19 protein-coding genes are annotated in these 21,934 nt (G+C 57.6%); 11 read left to right on the top strand and 8 right to left on the bottom strand.

The genetic code is table 11. The features are described 5' to 3' along the window. Positions 1–50 precede the first annotated feature (50 nt). The 6 genes from N8H74_RS28525 to N8H74_RS28500 all read left to right on the top strand — a co-directional run bounded on the left by N8H74_RS28525 (position 51) and on the right by N8H74_RS28500 (position 7,858). Positions 51–794, top strand: coding sequence for a DUF4123 domain-containing protein (locus N8H74_RS28525; RefSeq protein WP_262152023.1), 744 nt, complete (start codon positions 51–53; stop codon positions 792–794). Next, the gene (locus N8H74_RS28520) at positions 791–5,587 is read left to right on the top strand and encodes an RHS repeat protein (RefSeq protein WP_262152021.1); all 4,797 of its coding nucleotides are present in this window, start codon (positions 791–793) and stop codon (positions 5,585–5,587) included. The genes N8H74_RS28525 and N8H74_RS28520 overlap by 4 nt, the downstream gene beginning before the upstream one ends. Beyond that, the gene (locus N8H74_RS28515) at positions 5,588–5,980 is read left to right on the top strand and encodes a hypothetical protein (protein ID WP_262152019.1); all 393 of its coding nucleotides are present in this window, start codon (positions 5,588–5,590) and stop codon (positions 5,978–5,980) included. 351 nt (positions 5,981–6,331) lie between these two features. After that, on the top strand, positions 6,332–6,853 hold the full coding sequence (locus N8H74_RS28510) for a DUF2247 family protein (protein WP_262152017.1): 522 nt from the start codon (positions 6,332–6,334) through the stop codon (positions 6,851–6,853). 148 nt (positions 6,854–7,001) lie between these two features. Continuing rightward, positions 7,002–7,370, top strand: coding sequence for a hypothetical protein (locus tag N8H74_RS28505; protein WP_262152015.1), 369 nt, complete (start codon positions 7,002–7,004; stop codon positions 7,368–7,370). 62 nt (positions 7,371–7,432) lie between these two features. Then, on the top strand, positions 7,433–7,858 hold the full coding sequence (locus tag N8H74_RS28500) for a HEAT repeat domain-containing protein (RefSeq protein WP_262152014.1): 426 nt from the start codon (positions 7,433–7,435) through the stop codon (positions 7,856–7,858). Between the two features lie 465 nt (positions 7,859–8,323). Here N8H74_RS28500 and N8H74_RS28495 read toward each other — a convergent pair whose 3' ends face one another. The 8 genes from N8H74_RS28495 to N8H74_RS28460 form a co-directional block, all read right to left on the bottom strand. Then, positions 8,324–9,148, bottom strand: a complete 825-nt coding sequence (locus N8H74_RS28495) for a VanW family protein (protein WP_262152012.1) — start codon at positions 9,146–9,148, stop codon at positions 8,324–8,326. Positions 9,149–9,502: 354 nt separating this feature from the next. Then, a complete protein-coding gene (locus N8H74_RS28490; RefSeq protein WP_262152010.1) occupies positions 9,503–10,081 on the bottom strand; it encodes a hypothetical protein in 579 nt (192 codons plus the stop codon). An 81-nt stretch (positions 10,082–10,162) separates the two neighbouring features. Beyond that, a complete protein-coding gene (locus tag N8H74_RS28485) occupies positions 10,163–10,336 on the bottom strand; it encodes a hypothetical protein (RefSeq protein WP_262152008.1) in 174 nt (57 codons plus the stop codon). Between the two features lie 11 nt (positions 10,337–10,347). Continuing rightward, a complete protein-coding gene (locus tag N8H74_RS28480) occupies positions 10,348–10,590 on the bottom strand; it encodes a hypothetical protein (RefSeq protein WP_262152007.1) in 243 nt (80 codons plus the stop codon). A 64-nt stretch (positions 10,591–10,654) separates the two neighbouring features. After that, a complete protein-coding gene (locus N8H74_RS28475; RefSeq protein ID WP_262152005.1) occupies positions 10,655–11,725 on the bottom strand; it encodes a lipocalin-like domain-containing protein in 1,071 nt (356 codons plus the stop codon). Next, on the bottom strand, positions 11,715–14,186 hold the full coding sequence (locus N8H74_RS28470) for an FtsX-like permease family protein (protein WP_262152003.1): 2,472 nt from the start codon (positions 14,184–14,186) through the stop codon (positions 11,715–11,717). The genes N8H74_RS28475 and N8H74_RS28470 overlap by 11 nt, the downstream gene beginning before the upstream one ends. Then, complete coding sequence (locus N8H74_RS28465; RefSeq protein ID WP_217834470.1) at positions 14,183–14,836, bottom strand: ABC transporter ATP-binding protein; 654 nt, start codon at positions 14,834–14,836, stop codon at positions 14,183–14,185. The genes N8H74_RS28470 and N8H74_RS28465 overlap by 4 nt, the downstream gene beginning before the upstream one ends. A gap of 133 nt (positions 14,837–14,969) precedes the next feature. Further along, a complete protein-coding gene (locus N8H74_RS28460) occupies positions 14,970–16,682 on the bottom strand; it encodes a sulfatase-like hydrolase/transferase (protein ID WP_262152001.1) in 1,713 nt (570 codons plus the stop codon). A 391-nt stretch (positions 16,683–17,073) separates the two neighbouring features. On the opposite strand from N8H74_RS28460, the gene N8H74_RS28455 reads away from it, so the two are divergent. Genes N8H74_RS28455 through N8H74_RS28435 form a run of 5 tightly spaced genes read left to right on the top strand, consistent with a single transcriptional unit; the run spans position 17,074 to position 21,918 of the window. Next, positions 17,074–18,426, top strand: coding sequence for a UDP-glucose/GDP-mannose dehydrogenase family protein (locus N8H74_RS28455; protein WP_262151999.1), 1,353 nt, complete (start codon positions 17,074–17,076; stop codon positions 18,424–18,426). After that, the gene (locus N8H74_RS28450) at positions 18,423–19,460 is read left to right on the top strand and encodes an NAD-dependent epimerase (protein ID WP_217834473.1); all 1,038 of its coding nucleotides are present in this window, start codon (positions 18,423–18,425) and stop codon (positions 19,458–19,460) included. Before N8H74_RS28455 ends, N8H74_RS28450 begins: the two co-directional genes overlap by 4 nt. Positions 19,461–19,477: 17 nt before the next feature. Further along, positions 19,478–20,224 (top strand): sugar transferase, encoded by a 747-nt coding sequence (locus N8H74_RS28445; protein ID WP_217834474.1) that lies wholly within the window; start codon positions 19,478–19,480, stop codon positions 20,222–20,224. After that, positions 20,224–20,871, top strand: a complete 648-nt coding sequence (locus N8H74_RS28440; RefSeq protein ID WP_262151997.1) for a CpsD/CapB family tyrosine-protein kinase — start codon at positions 20,224–20,226, stop codon at positions 20,869–20,871. Before N8H74_RS28445 ends, N8H74_RS28440 begins: the two co-directional genes overlap by 1 nt. A 21-nt stretch (positions 20,872–20,892) precedes the next feature. Then, positions 20,893–21,918, top strand: a complete 1,026-nt coding sequence (locus tag N8H74_RS28435) for a polysaccharide biosynthesis/export family protein (protein ID WP_262151995.1) — start codon at positions 20,893–20,895, stop codon at positions 21,916–21,918. Positions 21,919–21,934: the final 16 nt, after the last annotated feature.

Below are 21,934 nucleotides of genomic sequence, written 5' to 3'. Positions count from 1 at the left end.
ACGCAACGCGCCGTTCTGCGAAGAATGCGAGAAATGCAAGGCAGGTGCCTGTGCCATCTGATCGACTGACACCCCAGCAATGGTTGGCACAACAGCCGCTTCAAAGCGGCGAGCGGTTGTATCTGGTCATCAGTGCGGCGAGTGATGCCGACGCCCTGAAAACCCTGTACATGACCGAACCCACCACCCAGCTCATCCCGATCTGGGGCGATACGCCCTACGCCACCTGGCAACCGGTGATGCCCTACGTCACCGAACTCACGCCAAACTCGGCCTTCCTGCCCTGGATCGCCGAAACCGACGCCCTCGACTGGGGCTGGCTCGCCGTCTCGCGCTCAGAGCCAAACGAGGTGTTCGAACACTTGCGCAGCCTGACTCAGGTGAAAATGCCGGACGGCACGGAGGTGTTCTTCCGCTTCTGGGATGGGCGGCATATTCATCCGATTCTTGCAGGCCTTGGGGAAAAGGCCGGAGAACTGTTGCCGGTGTTTGATCGGTATCTGATCAATGGCCGCCGTCTGGACATCGGGCCGAGGGTTGTACCGAAAGTGAAGGACTGGCCGTGGTGGGAGGTGCCGAAGGCCTTGCTGGATGGCCTGATGGCGGAAAACCCGTCCACGGTGATCGGCAACATGATGCAGTGGCTGCTGGATGAGCATGCTGATCTGTACTTCGCGTTTCCCGAATCCAACCTGCAACAAAAAGTGGCGCGTTTTGTAAAGCGCACGCCACTCACGGAAGAAAATTTTACCGGGCTGTTGAAGGCCCATCTGGAGAATGAGGTGGCGGTATGAGCATTTTGATGGGTGAGATTGTTGGCAACCTCACGGCAAAACAGCCTGATGCTCAGGCCATCATCAACGACTTCAAAAAGTGCCTGAAGGATTACCGTGAACATGCCGAAGCCTGGTATGGCGGCATATTGGATGCCGAACAGCAGTTCAAGGTCGGCGACGAAGTCGGTACGCAGGACAAGGACAGCAAGAAGGAAAACACCCTTTATGCCAACTGCCCGGCCAATGGCAAGCTCACGCTGATACACAGCTTCGAGTCCGCGCGCTTTGTTCCGATCGGCAATACGCCCGTGCGCCTGGTGCCCGTGGTGGATGGCCGGTTCATTGGCAAGAATGAAGTCGGTCCGGAAATCAACAAGACCATCGACTCGACCGGGATTCTGGAGGTCTCCGGGCTCAAGCCTAATCAGCAATACAAGATCACGTTCTTCCCTAACCCTACCCCTGCGCAGATCGACAGCCTGTTCAACTCCTATCAGGGTGTCATCGGCGAGCTGGGCGGCTGGCTGCAAACCGAGTGGAGCACCAGTTTTCTGCCGCTCTGGCAGGCACATACTGACGCTTCGCTGGGCGGTCGCGCGCTGCAGGAACTGGAGGCGGCGTGGGAAGGTTTTCTGAAAGCGATCATGGGGCTGTGGGGCGATATCAAGAGCCTCTACAACCTGGTTGCCCACCCTCGTGAAAACTACGAGAAGCTGAAAAACTTCTTCACCGAAGAGCAGATCAAGAAAATTTACGACGCCTCCGCCGAGGCCATTCACACCGCATTATTGATCGCCAGCGATGAACCACTGATGTGGATCTACGTGGCCGCGATCATGGCCTGGGTGAAGATGCTGCCACCGCAGACCTGCACCGAAGTCCTGGCCCAAATGACCACCGAGTTCCTGCTGAACATTCTGGTGGGTATCGTCCTGACCGGCGGCCTCGGTCTGGCCGTGCGTATTGGCACGAAGGTCATCAAAGGTGTGCAAAGCAGCGGCAAAGTCGTGAAATTGATTGAAGACTTTACCGCTATGTTGATGAAGGTCAGCAAGACCAAGGCCACTCCACATACCGAGGCGGCAAGACCTTTGCTGCTCAATGGCAATTCGGGGTTCAATCCTGCCCGAAAAGCCAACGTCGAGATCGCCCCGCCGAAACCCGCCGAAACCGCTAGCGCACCGAAGACGAAACCCTCCACTTCCGGCGGAAAACTGGAAACTGACGCACAGGTTCAGGCGCGTGGAAAAACGGAAGCCGCTTCGCGGGTCGAACAGGTTGAACCGGTTGACAAGGCTCCCAAGCAATCGAAGAACCCGGCCGACGAACCCAGCGAATGCGCAGCCAACACCTGCAAGAACGGCGACCCGGTGTCCATGGTCACCGGCGAGGAACTGCTGACACTGACTGATGGCGAGCTGGCTGGACTGCTGCCTTTCGAGTGGACACGCCTGTACCGCAGCAGTGCGGTAGAAATCGATGGTCGGCTCGGACACGGGTGGAGTCACTCCCTGTCCCATCACTTGCAACTCGACGATGAGGGCGTGCTGTGGACGGATAACGAAAACCGCCAGACCCGCTTCCCGATGCCGACCGAGCAACGTCCGGCCATCACCAACAGTCTGGCGCAAGCCGCGATTTTCCTGGGTGATGCACCCGGCGAGCTGATTCTCACCCAGGCTGGATCAAAGGCACGTTTCTATCATTTCCGTGCCGGACGCTTGATCACCATCAGCGACGCCTACGACAACCGGTTGCACATCAGCTACGACCTGGTTGATCGCATCCAGCGCATCGACAACGGTGCCGGTCGCTCCCTTCTGCTGCGTTATGACAACCGGCACATCGTCGCGGTGGATTATCAGCAGCAACGCTCCGAGTACAACGACCGTGGCGAACGCCAGGATCCCTGGCTGACCATTCAGACACTCGTCACCTATTGCTACAACGCACAAAACCAACTCGTCTCATCGACCAACGCAGTCGGCGAAACCGAGCATTACCGCTACAACCAACAGCACGTCATTCTGGAGCGGCAACTGGCCGGTGGCGCCAGCTTTTTCTGGGAATGGGAGCGTGAAGGCAAACACTCCCGCTGCGTACGCCATTGGGCGAGTTACTCAGAACTGGAGACACGCTACGAGTGGGACGATAAAGGCTCGGTCACGGTCTTCAACCCCGATGGCAGCGAGCAGATCTATGTGCATGACGAAAATGCACGTCTGGTCAGCGAAACCGCGCCTGACGGTGGGGAAACGCAGAAAGCCTATGACGATGAGGGTCGACTGGTCGCAGTCAAGGATCCGATGGGCGCCATCACTGAGTACCAATACAGTGCAGCCGGCCGCTTGATGGCGGTGATTCCTCCCGAAGATGCGCCGACTCGTTACAACTATTTCAATGGCCAACTCATCGATGTCCAGCGGGGCAAGGCGCGCTGGCAGTACGACCGCAACCGTCAGGGCGATATCACCCGGCAAACCGATCCTCAAGGCCACGAAACCCACTACAGCTACGACCAACAGGGCCGCCTGCTGGAAATCCAGCACCCTGATGGCAGTCGCCACCAACTGGGCTGGAACAACCTCGGCCAGTTGCTGGAAGAACGTCTGCCCGACGGCGGCCAGCGCAAATATCGTTACGACGCACTCGGCCGACAGATCACCCGTCAGGACGAAACCGGGGCGATCACTCAGTACCAATGGGATGCAGTCGACCGCCTGATCCAGATCACCTTGCCCGGTGGTGCCACCCGCGCGTTCACCTACAACCCGTATGGCCGCGTGACCGCTGAACGCGACGAACTCGGCCGTGTCACCCGCTACGAATACGCCGACAACCTGCACCTCGTCAGCCGCCGCATCAATCCCGACGGCAGCCAGTTGCGCTACCGCTATGACAACGCCGGGTTGCTACTCACCGGCATCGAAAACGAACGCGGCGAACACTACAAACTCGACTACTACGCCAACGGCCTGATCCAGCAGGAAACCGGCTTCGACGGTCGCCGTACCGCTTACGAGTACGACCTCAACGGCCAATTGCTGAAGAAGACCGAATTCGGCGACGACGGCAGCGAGCTGGTGACCGAATACCAGCGCGATGCCTCCGGCCGTCTGCTGGTGAAGACCCTGGCTGACGGTGAGGAAATCCATTACAGCTATGACGCGCTGGGGCGACTGGTCAACGTCGACGACGGGCACTGGCCGCTGGCCTACGAATACGACGTACAGAACCGCCTGATCACCGAGCACCAAGGCTGGGGCACCACCCGTTATGAATACGACAACGTCGGCCAACTGAGCCACTGCCGCCTCCCCGACGGCAGCAAACTCGACTACCGCCACCAGTCCGGCGGTCGCTTGAACAGCATCGATCTCAACGGCTCGCGCCTGACCACTCACCAGTTCAGCGCCGGTCGCGAGCACAAGCGCCAGCAGGGCCTGCTGCTCAGTCAATACGAGTACGACGAACAAGGACGTCTGCAAGCGCACAACGTGGATCAGCGCGACAAGAACCTGTTCCAGCGTCGCTACGCCTACGATGCCAACGGCAACCTCGCCGGCATCGATGACAGCCGCAAGGGCAACCGCAGCTTCCACTACGACCCGTTGGACCGTCTGATCAGCGTCCGTGGTGCCACCCCGGAAAGTTTCGCCCACGACCCGGCCGGCAACCTGCTCGGCCAGAACGACCTGCCCGTCGCCAACCTCGCGAACGTCAAAGGCAACCGCCTGCTGATGCAAGGCGACCGCCACTACGACTACGACGCCTACGGCAACCTGACCTGCGAACGTCGTGGCGCCGGGCAGAAACTCGTCACCGAATACCGCTACGACTGCCAGCACCGCCTGATCGGCGTCAGCCTGCCGGGCGGCAGCACCGCCACCTACAAATACGACGCCTTCGGCCGCCGCATCGAAAAAACCGTCGACGGCCACACCACCGAATTTCTGTGGCAAGGCGAACGCCTGATCGCCGAAAGCGCCGACAACCGCTATCGCAGCTACATCTACGAACCCGGAAGCTTCCGCCCGTTGGCGATGCTAGACGGCGAAGGCCCACGCAAGGCCACCCCGTTCTACTACCAACTCGACCACCTCGGCACCCCGCAGGAACTCACCGACTACAGCGGCGAAATCATGTGGTCGGCCAACTACCGAGCCTATGGCAACCTCGCAGCACTCGACGTCAACGAAATCGACAACCCGCTGCGATTCCAGGGTCAGTATTTCGATACGGAGACAGGGTTACATTACAACCGGCACCGCTACTACAATCCGGGGACTGGACGGTTCCTGACGCCGGACCCGATCAAGCTGGCGGGTGGATTGAATAGCTACCAGTATGTGCCTAACCCTACGGGGTGGGTGGATCCGCTAGGCCTTAGCAGTAATTGCCCTGATTCTGAAAATCATGCACCGCGAGGCAATAAACCAGACGCGACATCAGGCAGTGAGGTTAAGGGGGCAGGACCATCTGCTCCACCAACTCCACAGCCACCTCCTGGACAGGGCTATCACAATGAGGTTTATGGAAGCAAGCCAGTCAAACCACAAGACGCAACGAAGAGATGGGAAGATTTCTTAGGCGAGGGGCCCTACACAAATACTCATCCAAGAACAGGCCTTCCAGATAACGATAGAATCGTATCGGCAGATGGAAAGCGCAGTATTCGTTACGGCGCCCATGAAATGAACAGCAAACCGAACAAACATCATTATCATGAGGAAACGTGGACGCTTGACTTAATAAACAATGTCATGAACGTAGACAACACAGTAATACGAGTCCCTTTAGGAACCAAATAAATGAACATCACGATAATTAGATTAATTAAAAACCTTTCTAACAGAGCGCATGTCGAATTTTCGACACCATATGGAAATGGTTTCTCAAATTTTATTGGGTCGCAACCCAAAGAAAATCAATCTTACGATATAGAAATCGATATTAATGATGATTTTTATTGGAATAAAAATATTTTTGTTTCAGATAAAAAAACGCCTTCAATAGAATTCAAGGGCGATGCACTCTACATCACAGCGGAACTCATAAACATTGCCGAAGATGGCTGTGCCGCGCTAAAACTTGGAAATTCTCTTTTGCTAATTTCAATAAGCGACGAACATAGAGATAAAAAATTGCCGTTCTTCGTTGATATAACAGCTAAAGACACCGCCATTTACACAACAAATATATAATTCCATGGCCAGTTAAAAATTCCAGCAACCACCCACCACCCATAGTTACTATAAATATAAATACAAAACTCAGTTCATCATTATGCAAAAGTGCCTTTCTTAATTAACCATCTAACCAAGCAAAACTCAGACATTAATTATACATGCAGCCATAAAGGTGTATTCATCCACTACATAGTGGTATTTTCACTTCGAGGTGAGAACCCAAATACGGACTCAACGAATGGAAGATTCGGAACACTCAAATGGTTTTTAACTAAAAAATGGAGTTAACATATAAAAATCTTATCAAATTAAACAATTACTACCCTCCCAAAAAAACAGACTCCTTATAAATCTCCGAAATAAAAAATGCCTCTATTACCACTTGACGGAAACTACGCTTTCTCCAAAGCCCCATGGTTAACGTGGAAAGAGCTTCTATTCGGACTTAACAGGGGATACATCGACGAAGAGGGTGTATCAAAATACGTTTGCAACACATTAACAGAGTCTTCATCAGAAAAAGCATATGAACTAGCATCCCTAGAACCAGAGGAGCTATCATCAGCATATGATCTCCTTGACTTTTTAGCCGATAAAAATGAAGCTGAAGAAACTGAAATTACCAAACCTTGGATATTTCTTCTGCTTTCCCATTATTTAGACAACAAACATCTGTTAAAAGACCCGCTCGAAACAATTGAAGATCTATATGCGGAATTTGACTACCCAGAAGAAATCTCTTCAATAGTAAGATATATGCCGCCTCCCGAAGGAGTGGACGGATCTGAAGTTCGAATATATGAAAACTGGAAAAACATAATTTCCAATCATAATGCTATCTTAGCAATCAACGAGATCACAGAAAAGATTAAATTAGACAGGCATTAAATCATTCAATAATAGACATATACATTACCCAACCAACCCCCCAATAGATCAACTAAATAACTCCATAAAAATCGGTTAAAACAGATGCAATTGGGCCGAACCCGCATCTTGACTGGAAATATACACCCCCTTAAAAAAGGAGTGAAACATGCTAGTCAAAAATATCACTTGGACATCACCGAACGATGAGGAAGCGGAAGTAGATATAACTGACGGTTATTTCACTTGCAAAGCATTTTCTTATCCCTGTAACGCCAAGATCGGTGATTCCCTATCAGAACCGCTACACATATTCTCTTTAAAGCACGCAAAACCATGTAATAAAAATTCAAATGAAGGGATAAGGGATACTAAAAGCAATGGACTATCAAAAAAAATAATTGCAAAAGTAGTAGACATTACAACCCAGACCATAAACATTGGTAGAATTTCGTTCATAGTTGATGACCATTTACCAGAAGGCATAACAAACGGAGACATCATAGAACTCGAATGCGCAAGAGTTGACCTATGGTAAAGCCAGCCATTATTGAGGACTAATGACGTTATTACCTCTTCTTATCCTACAGGGGGAACCCCATGAAAGATTCTGAAAAAGACGAAATTTATGAAACCCTCTGCTCTCTAATTGGTGATTCCGAAAGTTCAAACTGGACGGAGTACACTACAGAAATTGTTGCAAAAACCGTTCTTGCAGATTTCAAGGACGATCAATGGCATCGACTTGAGAAAGAAATACTCTCAAAACCTGAATTTTGGCAGCAACGTTGCGCAGCTGCGATGGGAGAGGATCGAACAGAACATTCAATAAGAATACTAAAACTTTTACTTTCCAACTCAATTTATATTGACGTGAAGATCATATCAATACACGAGCTAGACTGGGCGGAGGTTAATATAGAAAAAAAATACGCTCCCCTTATAAGAGAAGTCATGAAAAAAATACCTTCTGACGAAATCGAACCAGAACTAACAAGATTGCTTGCCAAGGCAGAGTCCGCTTAAAAATGTACTTATTCACTACCATCAAAACATATGAACATATAAACATAATCGAAAGCCAGACCAAAAAAAACACAAACTCAATAAAAACATTCACCTACAAAAAACCAACCAACCCTAATACCAAATCTATAAAATGAATACGAAAATATAAAAAAACCCAGGTGGAAATATAGTCTTTGACGACATTTTTCATTTAGATCGCACCCTCTCCACCTCACTAATAGCAAATCAATTAAAGGAAGATCCACTCCAGGCAAGTCCCCCCAACAACCGAATTCTAGATATCGGCTGGCACCCGGAATTCGACGAAAAAATGCTGTTTTAGAGTTTCACTAATCTCAAACTTCGATCGGGAGCAACCTCTATTCTCCGAAACAGCAAAAAACTGGATCGAACTCGACAACGTCCTGCAAAACGCTATGACGATACCTCAGAGCTCAGCCCCGTGATTGCAAGTCACACGAATCAGCAATGACGCTCCTGAACCACGCCCTCCATAACCTCATACTTAACCACCACCCGATTCCGATAAAGCATCCCCCGCTCCACCACTTCACCCACCTGCCCCTTGTTCCGCACCTCCCGCCAAATCTCGTTCTCCCGATACACCCGCTCCCCTTCCCGCACAAACCGGTGCTCCAACTGAAACACGTGATAACGAAACTCCCGCTCCCGATCACACAGCAACTCTCCTTCCAACTGCTGTTCCCCGACCTTCAACTTCAACTGGAAACTCCGATCCGTCGGGTTGTGCAGTACCAGATCGACATAGTTGTAAAAGATCGCCGCGCCGGAGCCGAATGGCAGTACGCGGCCGTCATCTGGAAAGGGATCGAAGCTATGGTTCGAGCGTTCGACCACAACCAGGGGTGAGTGAATGGCCATCCAGTGAATCAGGTTGCTGAGTTGGCAGACTCCTCCGCCAATGCCTCGTCTGGCTTCGCCAAAGGACAGTTCCATGCCTTCGACGTAGCCGCGTTTGCGGCTGGGGCGGCCGACGAGGCGGCAGAAGGAGAAGTATTCGCCGGGGGCGATGGTGACGCCGTCGATGGCGGCGACGGCGAGTTTTAAGTTGATGACTTTGTTGTGCTGCAGCGTGAGGTCAGAATCGCCGAGTTTGCGGATGAGTTTCGAGGTGTGTTTGAGGTAGCGGAACGGCAGGCGTTCAGCCATGGCAACGGGTTGTGCGTAGCGCTTGCGAGTGCAGTGCCAGGCGAGTTGGCGGAACAGTCTTTTTTGCCACACGCGCATCCAGTAAAGGATCGGGTGATAGAGGGAAAGTGGTTTCATCCGTGATGAAACGGCGATGGCCGTTATCGTCCTTGCGTTGAAAAAGGGCGGCGCATCCTAACGTGTTACTGAGGGGAAGTGCTTGATGCACTCCGGAGATGGTGTCCGCCCAGTGTAATGGCCTGGCAATCCATGCACCGGTAAAGAGCCCTGACACTGGGCGAACGGGGTGGATTTTAATGGAAGTTGGCGGATATGTCCTCATTCACATGGATGAAAATTTATGTACGAAAAAGTTAACGGATATTCATCGACAAACTTTGTTAAAACTCACCGCCTCGGACATTTAATATGATTGTTCTCATACAACAAGCTGTACAAGAACAATCCCTTTGTAGAGTTAAAACTCCAGTCTTAATGTGTGGTAGTCACTTTTAACGTATCGGTATAAGTGACGACGACGTTTTGCCCGACTTTCAGATTTTTCAGTTTCGCTTGAATTTCAGGCGTTTCGACGTCGAGTACTTTCGATTGACCGGAGGGGTTCTTCAAGGTGACCTGATTCTTCGCCAAATCAATTTTGGTGATCTCCAGTTGTACCTGAATCTGCCGGTAGGCTTCGCCGCCCGGATTGCTGCTGCCCGGCGCGTTGCGTAATTCCCCGGTTCGCTCGACGGTGCCGGGCAAACCTTTACCCACTTCGGTATCCAGAACAGAGACGAATGAGCGGGTGACTTCGATGTTTACCTGATCCCCGACCTTGAGGTTGGCCAGGTTTTTTGCCTTGTCCGTGAGCTGAACGTGGACTTGCTGGCCTTGCTGCCCCTCCAGAACCACTTGATGACTGGCCGGATCGACCGCCAGCACCTTGGCGCTGACCCGATTGGCCTCCAGAACACCCGACAGCGGAATTTCAGCAGCCAGCGCCGTGACGCTGGTGGCAGACAGCAGGGTTGCGAGGGTAATGGCGTGCGTCAGTGCTTTGAGCTTCATAAGCGTTACTCTCCCTGAGATGGAATGACACCCGGCACTTGACCGCTTCGGTGCCGGGGTGCCAAGGAGCATAGACGCAGATCAGCCCTGCTTCGCGGTTTCCTGCGCGGTGGACTCACCGCTGGGCGTGCCTTTGCCGCTGTCTTTGCGCCGGCTCGGGTCGGTGGGTCGCAGGGCGTCATTGTCGCGTTCGGTCTCGCCCGGCGGACGGGGTTCGTCGGGGTGCTGCGTCGTATCGGCGGGATCATGGTTCATGGTGGTTGTCCTCAGGCTTCGGGGTCGTCGAGTTCCCGGGCGACGTTCGCGCCGGGTGCGTCCTTGTGCAGGTCGTCAGCCTTGGCCCGGAGGATCTGCCACTGCTCCAGATCAATGGCGCCCTGCCCCAGCATGTCATCAGCGATGCGTTGCAGGTCGAAGTAGTGAGCGTCGGGCGACTGCTGCCAGTAGGTTTCGTCATCGAACAGACGTTGCCAGGTGGTGAGGTCGGGAGGCTGGAGATCGTCGCTCATGATGGAATCCTCGACTGGGTTCTCCCGGTAGAGGTTCACAGAGCCGACAGAGTTCAGAAGGGATTCAGTACCCGGTCATTTCGAGGTAACCCTGCCCGCCCTGGCTGCCGCTGATGCGCACCGGGCCTTCCCAGTAAGGAATGCGCAGGTTCATCCAGGCCTGCGGGTTCAGCGCATCGATGCGGATGTCGAGGTGTTTTTCCGGGATGGCGATCGACCAACGCACCGGCATCGAGCGACCGGCGACGCTGGCGGTGTCTTGTGGGACGAGCTGGATTTGCCCGGCGTGCAGGGTCTGGGTCTGGCCGTCGGCGGCGATCCAGGTGCCGGTGAGGTACGGCGCGCCGTCCTTCTGGCGCATGCGGTAGAGCATGACGTGCTCGCCGCTGTCCAGGTGCAGGGAGAACCAGTCCCAACCGGTCTGGTTGGCGGTCAGCGGTTGGCTGCTCCATTCGCGGTCTAGCCAGGCCGGGCCGCTGACGGTGTAGGTCTGGCCGTCGATCTGCAGGGTGCCGTTGGCCTGGAAAAACGGCTGGCTGTAGTAGTACGACGCCTGGCCCTGTTCGGATTTCTGGCTGAAGCCCTTGTCGCCTTGCAACACCAGCGGGCGGCTGGAGGTCAGGCGCAGTTGGTAGCTGAAGTTCTTGTCACGGGCGCTGAGTTGCAGATCGCTCAGCGGATCGCTGGCCTGACTGACGAAACGCCAATCGTCGATCCACGCGTCGAAGGGCGTGAGTTGCACGCCGGCCTGACCCACACCACCGCGAGCATAGCGTTCGGCGGCGTGGTGGACGCTGGCCGAAGTCACTGCCGCATGGCCGAGCCAGACCGTCTGGTTGGCCCAGCCGGGTTGCTGTGGATTGGCGTTCAGGGCGCTGCGAAACAGCGTCCATTGCACGCCGAAGTCGTTGCCGTTCTGATCCTTGAGATTGGCCGTGACGTACCACCACTCGATGCGAAAACCGTCATGGGCGCCGTGATCCGCCGGGAAACTGAACACCCGCCCCGGCACCACCGGGGTAAAGGCCTGCGCCTGATTGCCCATGCCGGCGAACCCCTTCTGCTCCGGTGCCGGTGGTTGGTCGCAGCCCGCCAGCAGCAACGCGAACAGCAGCGCAATCGCGTTAATCCTCATGGGCAAACGTCCTCAAAAGATCCGCCGGTTGCGTGCGGTACAACGAATACAGCGGCCACGCCGACGCCAGCAAGGTCGCCAGCAACGCCAGTCCCAGCAATTGCAGCAACTGCCACGGGAACACCCGCAACGGCAGGCGCCAACCGAACGCCTGAACGTTGATCACTGCATCCAGGCACCACGCCAGGGCAATCCCCAACGGCAGCGCCAACATCAGAGTCAGTACCGCCAGCAACCAGGTCTGGCCGAGGTTGAGCAGCATCAATTGGCGGCGGGTCACACCTAGCGCCCACAGCGGCGCGAGTTGGCCGAGACGGCTCTGGCTCTGGGTCAGCAGGCTGATGAACAGCGCCACGCCGGCGACCGCCAGGGTCAGGCTGTTGAGCGCAGCCGTCGCGGCAAAGGTGCGCTCGAAGACCTGAACCGACCAGCCCTTGAGTTGCGCCTGCTCGACAATGCGACTGTCATCGAGCTGAAAGCGCGCCTGCAAGGCACTGAGCAACGGCGGGATGTTCGCCGGATCGATACGCAGATTGAAACGGTTCGGCGTCAGTTGCGGCCAGACCCGCAACAGATGAGTGCTGTTGACCAGCACATGACCCCGGGGGTTGCCGTAATCGGCGTAGACCCCGACGATGCGCGGCGACCACGGCCCGCTCGGGGTCGGAATCGTCAAGTGATCGCCCGGCCCCACCTTCAGGCGGCGGGCCAGTTGTTCGCTGAGCATCACCGCATCATCCGCAGCCAGCGACGCCCACGGGTTTTCACCCCGCGCGTCGAGCAACGGCCAGTGCTGGCGATAGTGCGGGTGATCGATCACTCCGAATACATCCGCCGGCCAGCCTTGCAGGGTCACCGACACCTGCCAGTTGGGCAGCACCGCCACCACGTTCGGCTGCTGTTTGAGCCAGCTGTACATCTCGCGGGACTGCGCCGGGTTGCTCGGGTTGAGGTACAGCTCGGCCGTCAGGCGTTGTTCGAGCCAGTCGTTGAATGTCTGGCGGAAACCGGAGGTCATGCTGCCGGCGCCGATGTTCGCCGCCATCGCCAGGAGCAGCGCCATCAGCGCCAGACTCAATGCCGGCAACTGTTGTCGGCAATCGGCGAGAAACCATTGCCCGAGCACCGAGCGGCTGCGCCCGAGCAACCCGTTCAGGCCGACGCTGAGCAACACCGGCAACGCCAGCGCGGCGCCGAGCAACAGCCCGGCCATCAGCACAAAGCCACTGCCCAGGCTGTCGCCCCAGAGCAACGCCACCAGGGCGATCGCGACGAACACGCCGGCCACCCAACCCTGACGCCGCAACCAGCGTGCATGTTGCTGATGCCAGGCCTGGGGATCGGCCACCGCCAGCAACGGCAGACGCGCCGCCCGCACCAGGCTGTTGGCGCCTGCAAGCAACGCACCGAGCAAGCTCAAACCGATGCCGCTGAACCACCACCAGGGACTCAGGCGCAATTGCCCCGCCACTTCCGCGCCGTACAGACCACGCAGGCTGGCGGCGACGTCCGGCAATAACACGCTCGCCAGCCAATAGCCGCTGATGACGCCAAGCATTCCTCCGAGCAACGCCAGCACGCCAAGTTCGAGGATCAGGCAAGCGATCAGCATCCGCGCGCTGACGCCGCAGGCTCTCAGGGTGCGCAGCAACCCTCGACGTTGTTCCAGCGCCAGGCCGATCGCCGCGTGGACGATGAACAGGCCGACGATGAATGAGAGAAATCCCAGGGCATCGAGGTTGAGGTGAAAACTTTCGGTCAGCCGCGCCAGGTTGTTTTCTTCACCACTGCTCTTGAGCTGCAGCAAGCCTTTGAACGCCGCCGGCAACTCATCGTGAAAGTCCTTGGGCAGCAACAGCCGCGACAGTTGCCCGGGCTGATCGAGTACGCGCTGGGCAACGCCGATGTCCACCAGCAACACACCGGGGGCCATGTCCTGTTGTGCCAGCAAGGGCGGTAACGGTTGGCCGCTTTCAGTCTGTGGCGTGGCACCTTCGGAGAGATTCAGCGCGTGCAGGGTTTCCGGGGAAATCCAGGTGCTGCCCGACCCACTGAAGAACTCGACGACGCGCTCGATCGGCATCGCCTGCCCGGCCACCGCGCTGTCGCCGGGCAACGACACAGGTTCAATGCCCATCAGTTGCAGACGCTGGTTGTCATGACCCTTGAGAATCAGCCGACCTTGCAGCACCGGCGACACCGGCCAGCCCTGGCGGCGCAGGTCGATAAACCATTGCTGGGTGAAGGTTGCGCCATTCGGCGTGCTCAGGCTCGCCTGGGGCTGGCCGCCGATCAACTGGCTGGCCCGGGCATAGCTGTCCCGCGCCTGACTGTTCAGTGCTTCGACCCCGGTCAGCAGACTGGTGGCCAGCCACAGCCCGGTCAGCACACTGAAGAACTGCACCGGATGCCGACGCCAATGGCTGAGCAGCGCGATCAGGGTCTGACGCAGGACGTTCACGTCAAGCGTCCGCTGGACAGCACCGCGCGTTCTGCCAGCCGCGCCGCCACCCGTTGACTGTGGGTCACCATCAGCAGAGTGGTCGGGGTGTCGTCGAGCAGTTCCAGCAACAGGCGCAGCACCTCATCACTGGTGGCCTCGTCGAGGCTGCCGGTGGGTTCGTCGGCCAGCAGCAGTTTCGGCTGCGACGCCAGCGCCCGGCCGAGCGCCACCCGTTGCTGCTGGCCCCCGGACAGTTGCTCGGGATAGCGTTTGAGCAACTCGCCCAGACCGAGGCGCTGCACCAGATGATTCTGCCAGCGCGGATCGTGACGTCCGGCCAGACGCGCCTGAAACGCCAGATTGTCCTCGACACGCAGACTGCCGATCAGGTTGAACTGCTGGAACACCAGGCCGATTTCCGTGCGGCGCCAGTTCGCCAGTTGGGTTTCGTTCATGGCATCGAGGCGATGTTCAGCGCTGTGAATGCTGCCGCTGTCAACCTTGTCGAGCCCGGCGATCAGGTGCAACAACGTGCTTTTGCCACTGCCGGACTCGCCCATCAGCGCCAGGCTGCTGCCGGGTTTGAGCGTCAGGTCGACCCCTTGCAGCACGGGCAACGGGCCTTGGGGGGTGAGGTAACTCTTGAAGACGTTTTCAACGCGAAGCATGCCGCCACCTGATCGGTCAGTGTCGGGCAAGGATAGCGGATGAGTGGGGTGAAATGCGCTTTGTAATCGGGTCTGGATGGTGTCTGGCTGGGGATCTTACCCCCTCATCCCGGCCCTCGCCCTCCGGACAGGGCTAGGGTGAGGGTTGAGCCTGTCCAATCGCTACATTGGTCGCGGACTCACCCGGCGTCACAACACTCCCCAAATCAATATGCTTCCACTCAGGCTTGGCCCCCAGCCGCGCATTGAACCGATAGTTGAAGGTGAAGTCATCCGCCGTCGGCACTGTCAGCGGCTTGCCATACACCGCCTCGATCCCCGCCAGGTCGTAGCCCATCAACTGCAGCAGCGTCGGGAAAATGTTGTAGTGGCTGGAGCGATCCTTGTTGCCGGCCAGTTGCGCCGACCAGTCGAGCGTGTGCAGTTGATCGCCCTGAATCACCACCAGCGGCACCAGCCCTTCCTCCTCCACCGGGTCCCCGCCGCAATGGGTGTTGAGCCCCGGATTGCCGCGCTCATGCAAATCCTGCCCGTGATCGGAGGTGTAGATCAGCAGCGCATTGTTCAGATTGGCCTGGGCAAACACCCGGGCGAAAAACTCGCCGACGTTCCACAGCACGGTGTTCTTGTAGGCGTTGCGGTACAGCACCCAGTCATCCGGTTGCCCATTGAAGCCGTCGCGCTTGCCGGTGTCGGCCACTTCGGTGAACTGCCCGCGTGGCAGGGTCGGACGGTAGGCCATGAAGGCGTCCGGGTATTTGTCGTGGACCGGGAAATGCGCGCCGACCTTGTTGATCAGCACCAGCTCCGGCTTGTCGTCGTTGAGCAGTTCGATCAGCTTGGCGGCCGCTGCCATGTCGCGATCGCGCACGCTGGTCTGGTCGAATTGCACGAACTCGTCGATGTCCTTTTTCTCGGCGTCGGTCATCAGGTTCTGCAGGTTGCCGCCGGTGCGCTGGGCGTCGATGTACACCGTGCGCATGCCGGCCTTTTTCGCGTACTGCCAGATCGACGGCAAGGTGCTGTTGATGCGCATGTAGTCGGCGCGGGTGCCGCCGTAGCGCAGGGTGACGTTGGTGTCGGCGCTGCAATTGGCGATGGAGGCGGCGTAGCCGTAATTGAAGATGTCGACGCCTTCGTGCGGCTGCTTGAGGTTGCTGCGTACACCGAACGGCGCGTTGATGTCCAGGTAGTTGCCGGAAATGCTCTCGTCGATGATCAGCACGATGTCATGGCTGATCGCCTGACCGTTGCGCGCCAGGGTCACCGACTCGCGCGGCCCGACAGTGTTGTGCAACGCTTCGTAGCCGAACAGATTGAGATAGGCCAGCGGCGTGTACATGACCGGCAAGCCCCGCGCGCCCTCCCCGGCGCGCACGAACAGCACCGCACTGAGCAGCAGCACCGCGCAAACCGGTGCCGCCACCCGTAACGCATTCGGCAACGGCATCCCGTGCCGGGGCTTGAGAGCGATGCCAAACAGAAGCAGCAGCCCGTTGAGCACGGCGTGAAGGATCGCCTCGCGGTACTGATACGCCGCCTCCTGGATGAACCCGCCGGAGTACACCAGCGAGACGAAGCTGCTGTAGGTCAGGTAATCAGCGGTGACTCTCGTATAAACATCGAAGAACACCGCCGATAAAAACATCGCCAATGCGAACAAGTGGCGAATGAAACTCTGCCTTATATAGGCGGTTAGTAGTAATGCGAAAGTCAGCGCCAAAAACATCGCGCCAAAAAGCAGTACTGAAAAACCGCCCCCGATAGTATTTAACCGATCAAGGTAATAATCGGAATAAAGCAGCAGATAGATAATTAAAAGCAGTTCTTTCAAATATCGAAACATGGCGATTCCGGGCGTGACCGACGGCAGCTGGTCAATGATTTGTCGGTCAAAACCTGACACTAGCACCGAGCCATCAAAGCGCAAGAAGTGTCGGACTATTCGAAAAAGCGTCAAAAAAAAGTTGACTCAAATCTGACACACCTGACTCGCTACAAGCCCCGTATTTCGAGGCCTACGACCGTTTATCGATTTCTTTTAAATGTGAAAAACATGTCAAGAACGGGACAAACCCAGCTACAGCAAGCACTTGATGGCCAATCGCCCCCAAAATTGGGGCTGTTATACACCTGCAACATGTCATTTTGCTGACACGCTTTTCAAACCCTGCGCTATACCCCTTTTGACAGTTCCAATTCGATCATCTTTCCAGAACCTTACGAGGCACGCCGATATGGACGTGAGCGTATTTGGTACGGGCTATGTTGGCCTTATACAAGCTGCAGCACTTGCCGATGTCGGACATCGAGTTATGTGCGTTGATATTGATCCGAACAAGATCAAGCAATTACAACAAGCAGTTCCGCCAATTAGTGAGCCTGGTTTATCGGCAACTTTGGAAGAGAACATCAAGGCCGGCCGTCTGCTGTTCAGCACCCAGGCCAGCGATGCCGTTGAACATGCCGAAATGATCTTCATCGCCGTCGGTACGCCGGCCGATGAGGACGGTTCCGCCGACCTCAGCCACGTACTCAACGTCGCTCGCCAGATCGCCAGTTTCATGGAAGCCGACCGCACGCTGATCATCAAGTCCACGGTGCCGGTGGGCACGGCGGACCAGGTGTTGAGCACCGCCCGCGACGAGTTGCAGCGGCGCGGCAAAAGCGAGTTCACCGTGCGGGTGGTCTCCAATCCTGAGTTTCTCAAGGAAGGCAGCGCCCTCGCCGACTGCATGCGTCCGGACCGGATCATCGTCGGCACCCGCGATGACGAAGCCCGCGAGCAGATGAGCCAGCTCTACGCACCGTTCTGCCGCAACCACGAAAAACTGATGTTCATGGACAACCGCAGCGCCGAGCTGACCAAGTACGCGGCCAATGCGATGCTCGCCACCCGCATCAGCTTCATGAACGAGCTGGCCAACCTCACCGAACTGCTCGGCGCCGACATCGAAGCGGTGCGCAAGGGCATCGGTTCCGACCCGCGCATCGGCTACCACTTCATCTACCCCGGTTGCGGCTTCGGCGGTTCGTGCTTCCCCAAGGATCTGCGCGCCCTGCTGCACACCGCCGAACACAACGGCATGCCGTTGAAACTGCTGCGCAGCGTCACCGACGTCAATGACAGTCAGCGGCACATCCTGTTCAACAAGCTCAAGGCGCAGTTTCCCCAGGGACTGGCCGGCAAATCCATCGCGATCTGGGGCCTGGCGTTCAAACCGAACACCGATGACATGCGTGAAGCCCCCAGCCGTTACCTGATGGACGCGTTGTGGGCCGAAGGGGCCAGCGTCCAGGCCTACGATCCGGAAGCCATGTCCGAATGCCGGCGCCTCTACGGCTACCGCGACGACCTGCACCTGTGCGCCACCCGCGATGACACCCTGGAAGACGCCGACGCGCTGGTGATCTGCACCGAATGGAAAAACTTTCGCGTGGTGGATTTCGAGTTGCTGGCCGACAAGCTGCGCTCGAAGGTGATCGTCGACGGCCGCAACCTCTACAGCCCGGAACAAGTGGCCGCCGCCGGCCTGCACTACAGCGGCATCGGCCTGCGCCACATCAGTCCCGAAGGGCTGCGGCCATGAAAGTCCTCGTCACCGGCGCCGCCGGGTTCATTGGCGCTCATTGTGTGTTGCGACTGTTGCGCGACGGCCATCAAGTGCTGGGCCTGGACAATTTCAACGGCTACTACGACCCGCAGCTCAAGCATGATCGGGTGCGCTGGGTACGCGGACAGGCCGGGGATTTCCAGCTCGACACGGTGGACCTGGCCGACGCACCGGCGATCAAGGCGCTGTTCGTCCGCGAACGCCCGCAAGTGGTGGTCCACCTCGCGGCGCAGGCCGGGGTGCGTTATTCGCTGGAAAATCCCCGGGCCTATCTGGACAGCAACCTCAACGGTTTCCTCAACATCCTCGAAGGCTGCCGCCATCACCCGGTCGAGCATTTGATCTACGCCTCGTCGAGTTCGGTATACGGCGCCAACCAGCACACGCCGTACTCGGTGAAGGATGGGGTCAACCACCCGCTGTCGCTGTACGCCGCGACCAAAAAAGCCAATGAGCTGATGGCCCACAGCTACAGCCACCTGTTCGGCATTCCCAGCACCGGTCTGCGTTTTTTCACGGTGTACGGGCCTTGGGGCCGGCCGGACATGTCGCCGATCCAGTTCGCCCGGGCGATCAGTGAGGGGCAGCCGCTGAAGTTGTTCAACTACGGCGAGCACCAGCGTGATTTCACTTACATCGACGACATCGTCGAAAGCATCGCGCGGTTGGTGCAACTGCCGCCGCTGGCCCACCCGGAATGGGACCGCGAACAGCCCGACCCAGCCAGCAGCATGGCGCCGTGGCGGCTGTTCAACATCGGCGGGCAACACCCCGTCGCACTGAAAACCTACCTGGCCCTGATGGAAAAACACCTCGGCCAGAAAGCCATTGTCGAGCTGCTGCCCCTGCAACCGGGCGACGTGCTCAACACCTGCGCCGAAGCGGCCGATCTGGCCCAGGCCACCGGGTTCCAGCCCCGGGTAGAGCTGGATGAAGGGCTGGGGCGTTTCATCGCCTGGTTCCGCGATTACTACCCCACTGCCTGTCGCCCACGAGCCGTTCACGGCTGATTTCAGCAGAGGACTTTATGACTGGACATGAAAAAGGTGTGCCGCTCCAGCAGTTGCAGCGTGACAAGCGTATGGATCCCGAGCAACGAATGCGCCTCGATGCCGCGATCCACCGTCAGGGTCGCGGCTGGGTTACCGGGCGCGATGGCGGCCGGCCCTGGACGCTGTCGCGTACCAACCGGGTCATGGCGTGTCTCGGCGCACTGATGATTCTGCTGCTGATTTCCCCGCTGCTGCTGGGCCTGGCGCTGGCCATCAAGTTCACCAGTTCGGGGCCGGTGATGTTCGTGCAGAAACGCACCGGTTATCGCGGGCGCAAGTTCGGCATGTTCAAGTTTCGCACCATGGTCGCCAATGCCGAAGAGTTGAAAGAGTCGCTGCGCCACCTGAACAAGCACGGTGTCGACGCCATCGACTTCAAGATCGACAAGGACCCGCGAATCACCGGCATCGGCAGTTTTCTGCGGCGCACCAGCCTCGACGAACTGCCCAACCTGATCAACGTGGTGACCGGTGACATGCGCCTGGTCGGCCCTCGCCCGACCTCGTTCAATGCCTACCGCTACAAGGACAGTCACCTCGCCCGCCTGGCGATCTACCCCGGCATGACCGGCCTGTGGCAGATCTCCGGACGCAGCAACATCGACTTCGACCAGCGCGTTGAGTTGGACCTCAGCTACATCGCCGAGCAGAGCCTTTTGCTTGATCTGAAGATCCTGTTGAAAACCCCCTTCAAAGTATTCAGCGGCCACGGAGCAAGCTAATGGACGGTTCAACCAACAAAAGCCTGAGCATTGCCAGCCCCAGCGAGTCGAACCTGACCTCGACCGTGCTGGATCTGGATCTGCGGATCCTGTTCCTGACCGCCGCCAACCCCGGCGCCGGCACCACCACCAGCGCCCTGGCGCTGGCCAGCCAACTGGCGCAGATGAGCAGCGGCCTGATACTGCTGGTCGACGCCAGCCAGTCGGCGAACAACCTCACCCAGCAACTGAACCTGAGCAAGGAGCGCGGCCTGCGCGACCTGCTGTTCAACCCGGACAACCCGCCGCTGTTGCAGGACTGCGTGGTGCAGGTCTCGAGCCTGCCGTTCCATGTGCTGCCCAACGGCCGGCCGATCCGCACCATGGAACACCTGACGGCCGAGCGCCTGAGCCCGCTGCTCGACCAGTTGGGCAGCCAGTATCGCTTTGTGGTGATCGACGGCGACGCGGTGTACTCCGCCGCCGACACGCTGGTCATCAGCACCCAGGTGGACGGCGTGGTGTTCGTGGTACGCGCCGAGGACACCCGCTGGGAAGTCGCGCAAGCGGCGGTGCAACGGTTGACCCAGGCCGGGGCGAAAGTCGTCGGCAGCGTGTTCAACCGACGCAAGTACTACATGCCCAAATGGCTCTACAAAAACCTGTAAGCGAACGCGAAGGATGACGCCATGAACGCCAAAATGCTTGTCCTGCTGTTGCTGCCGCTCGCAGGTTGCTCCAGCACTTCCGAAACCCAGACCATGCCGGTGAATATCCTCACCGCCGCCCCGGCCAACGCCCAGGCCACCGACATGCCGATGGTCGAGCAGACCCTGCGCCCGCAGGATGTGCTGGACGTGATCTTTCACATCAGCACCAGCGGTTCGGACGCCTACCGCGTGCAGTCGGGTGACCAGATCGGCCTGAACTTCACCGCCGCCAGCCAGCTCAATGGCAATCAACTGGTGCTGCCCGACGGCACCATCGAACTGCCGGGCGCCAACACCTCAGTGAAAATCGCCGGGCTGACCAGCGATGAAGCGCGCCAGGAAATCCAGCGTGCCTACCAGCGCAAGCAACTGTTCCAGCCCAACCGCAACCAGTTGACGGTGCAGATCATCAGCCCGCTGACCAACGAGCAGAATCTGAAAAGCGCCCTCAACCACCCGGCCACCGGCATGAGCCGGGAGATCACCGTGGGCACCGACGGCTACGCGAGCTTCCCGGAAATCGGTTCGGTGCCGCTGCAAGGCATGACCATCAATCAACTGGAAACCTTCCTCAACCAGAAGTACGCGCAACTGCCGGGACGGATGAGCGTGGACGTGCTGCTCAAGTCCACCGCCGGCAACGAGATCTATGTACTGGGTGAAGTCGGCCAGCCCGGTTCCTACCCGATCCGCCGGCCGGTCTCGGTACTGGAAGCGCTGACCCTGGCGCGCGGCACCAACGTCAAGGCGCGGCTCGACTCGGTGGTGATCATGCGCCGCAACGGCAATCAGGTGCAGGCCGTGCATTACGACGTCGAGAAGGCGCTGTCGGGCGAGGCGCCGCAAATCGCCTACCTGCAACCGAACGACATGCTCTACGTGCCGAAAACCAAACTGGCCAGCGCCGGCGAACTCGCCCGGCAACTGGCCGACGTGGTGCTGTTCCAGGGCGTGGGCTTCAGCTTCGGCTATCGCGTCGACAACAAAGACAGCAACAACAACTGACTCTCAGGTGACCGAT

Origin of the sequence: Pseudomonas sp. B2M1-30 (assembly GCF_025447575.1) — a bacterium.
Taxonomy (GTDB): Bacteria; Pseudomonadota; Gammaproteobacteria; order Pseudomonadales; family Pseudomonadaceae; genus Aquipseudomonas; species Aquipseudomonas botevensis.
Note: the sequence above shows the minus strand (reverse complement) of the source record. Positions and strands in the feature narration are given on the sequence as shown.

Excerpts from the sequence above, each read along its gene's own strand:
- N8H74_RS28520 (WP_262152021.1), top strand. The coding sequence starts at position 791 with ATGAGCATTTTGATGGGTGAGATTGTTGGCAACCTCACGGCAAAACAG.
- N8H74_RS28515 (WP_262152019.1), top strand. The coding sequence starts at position 5,588 with ATGAACATCACGATAATTAGATTAATTAAAAACCTTTCTAACAGAGCG.
- N8H74_RS28510 (WP_262152017.1), top strand. The coding sequence starts at position 6,332 with ATGCCTCTATTACCACTTGACGGAAACTACGCTTTCTCCAAAGCCCCA.
- N8H74_RS28505 (WP_262152015.1), top strand. The coding sequence starts at position 7,002 with ATGCTAGTCAAAAATATCACTTGGACATCACCGAACGATGAGGAAGCG.
- N8H74_RS28500 (WP_262152014.1), top strand. The coding sequence starts at position 7,433 with ATGAAAGATTCTGAAAAAGACGAAATTTATGAAACCCTCTGCTCTCTA.
- N8H74_RS28495 (WP_262152012.1), bottom strand. The coding sequence starts at position 9,148 with ATGAAACCACTTTCCCTCTATCACCCGATCCTTTACTGGATGCGCGTG.
- N8H74_RS28490 (WP_262152010.1), bottom strand. The coding sequence starts at position 10,081 with ATGAAGCTCAAAGCACTGACGCACGCCATTACCCTCGCAACCCTGCTG.
- N8H74_RS28485 (WP_262152008.1), bottom strand. The coding sequence starts at position 10,336 with ATGAACCATGATCCCGCCGATACGACGCAGCACCCCGACGAACCCCGT.
- N8H74_RS28480 (WP_262152007.1), bottom strand. The coding sequence starts at position 10,590 with ATGAGCGACGATCTCCAGCCTCCCGACCTCACCACCTGGCAACGTCTG.
- N8H74_RS28475 (WP_262152005.1), bottom strand. The coding sequence starts at position 11,725 with ATGAGGATTAACGCGATTGCGCTGCTGTTCGCGTTGCTGCTGGCGGGC.
- N8H74_RS28465 (WP_217834470.1), bottom strand. The coding sequence starts at position 14,836 with ATGCTTCGCGTTGAAAACGTCTTCAAGAGTTACCTCACCCCCCAAGGC.
- N8H74_RS28460 (WP_262152001.1), bottom strand. The coding sequence starts at position 16,682 with ATGTTTCGATATTTGAAAGAACTGCTTTTAATTATCTATCTGCTGCTT.
- N8H74_RS28455 (WP_262151999.1), top strand. The coding sequence starts at position 17,074 with ATGGACGTGAGCGTATTTGGTACGGGCTATGTTGGCCTTATACAAGCT.
- N8H74_RS28450 (WP_217834473.1), top strand. The coding sequence starts at position 18,423 with ATGAAAGTCCTCGTCACCGGCGCCGCCGGGTTCATTGGCGCTCATTGT.
- N8H74_RS28445 (WP_217834474.1), top strand. The coding sequence starts at position 19,478 with ATGACTGGACATGAAAAAGGTGTGCCGCTCCAGCAGTTGCAGCGTGAC.
- N8H74_RS28440 (WP_262151997.1), top strand. The coding sequence starts at position 20,224 with ATGGACGGTTCAACCAACAAAAGCCTGAGCATTGCCAGCCCCAGCGAG.
- N8H74_RS28435 (WP_262151995.1), top strand. The coding sequence starts at position 20,893 with ATGAACGCCAAAATGCTTGTCCTGCTGTTGCTGCCGCTCGCAGGTTGC.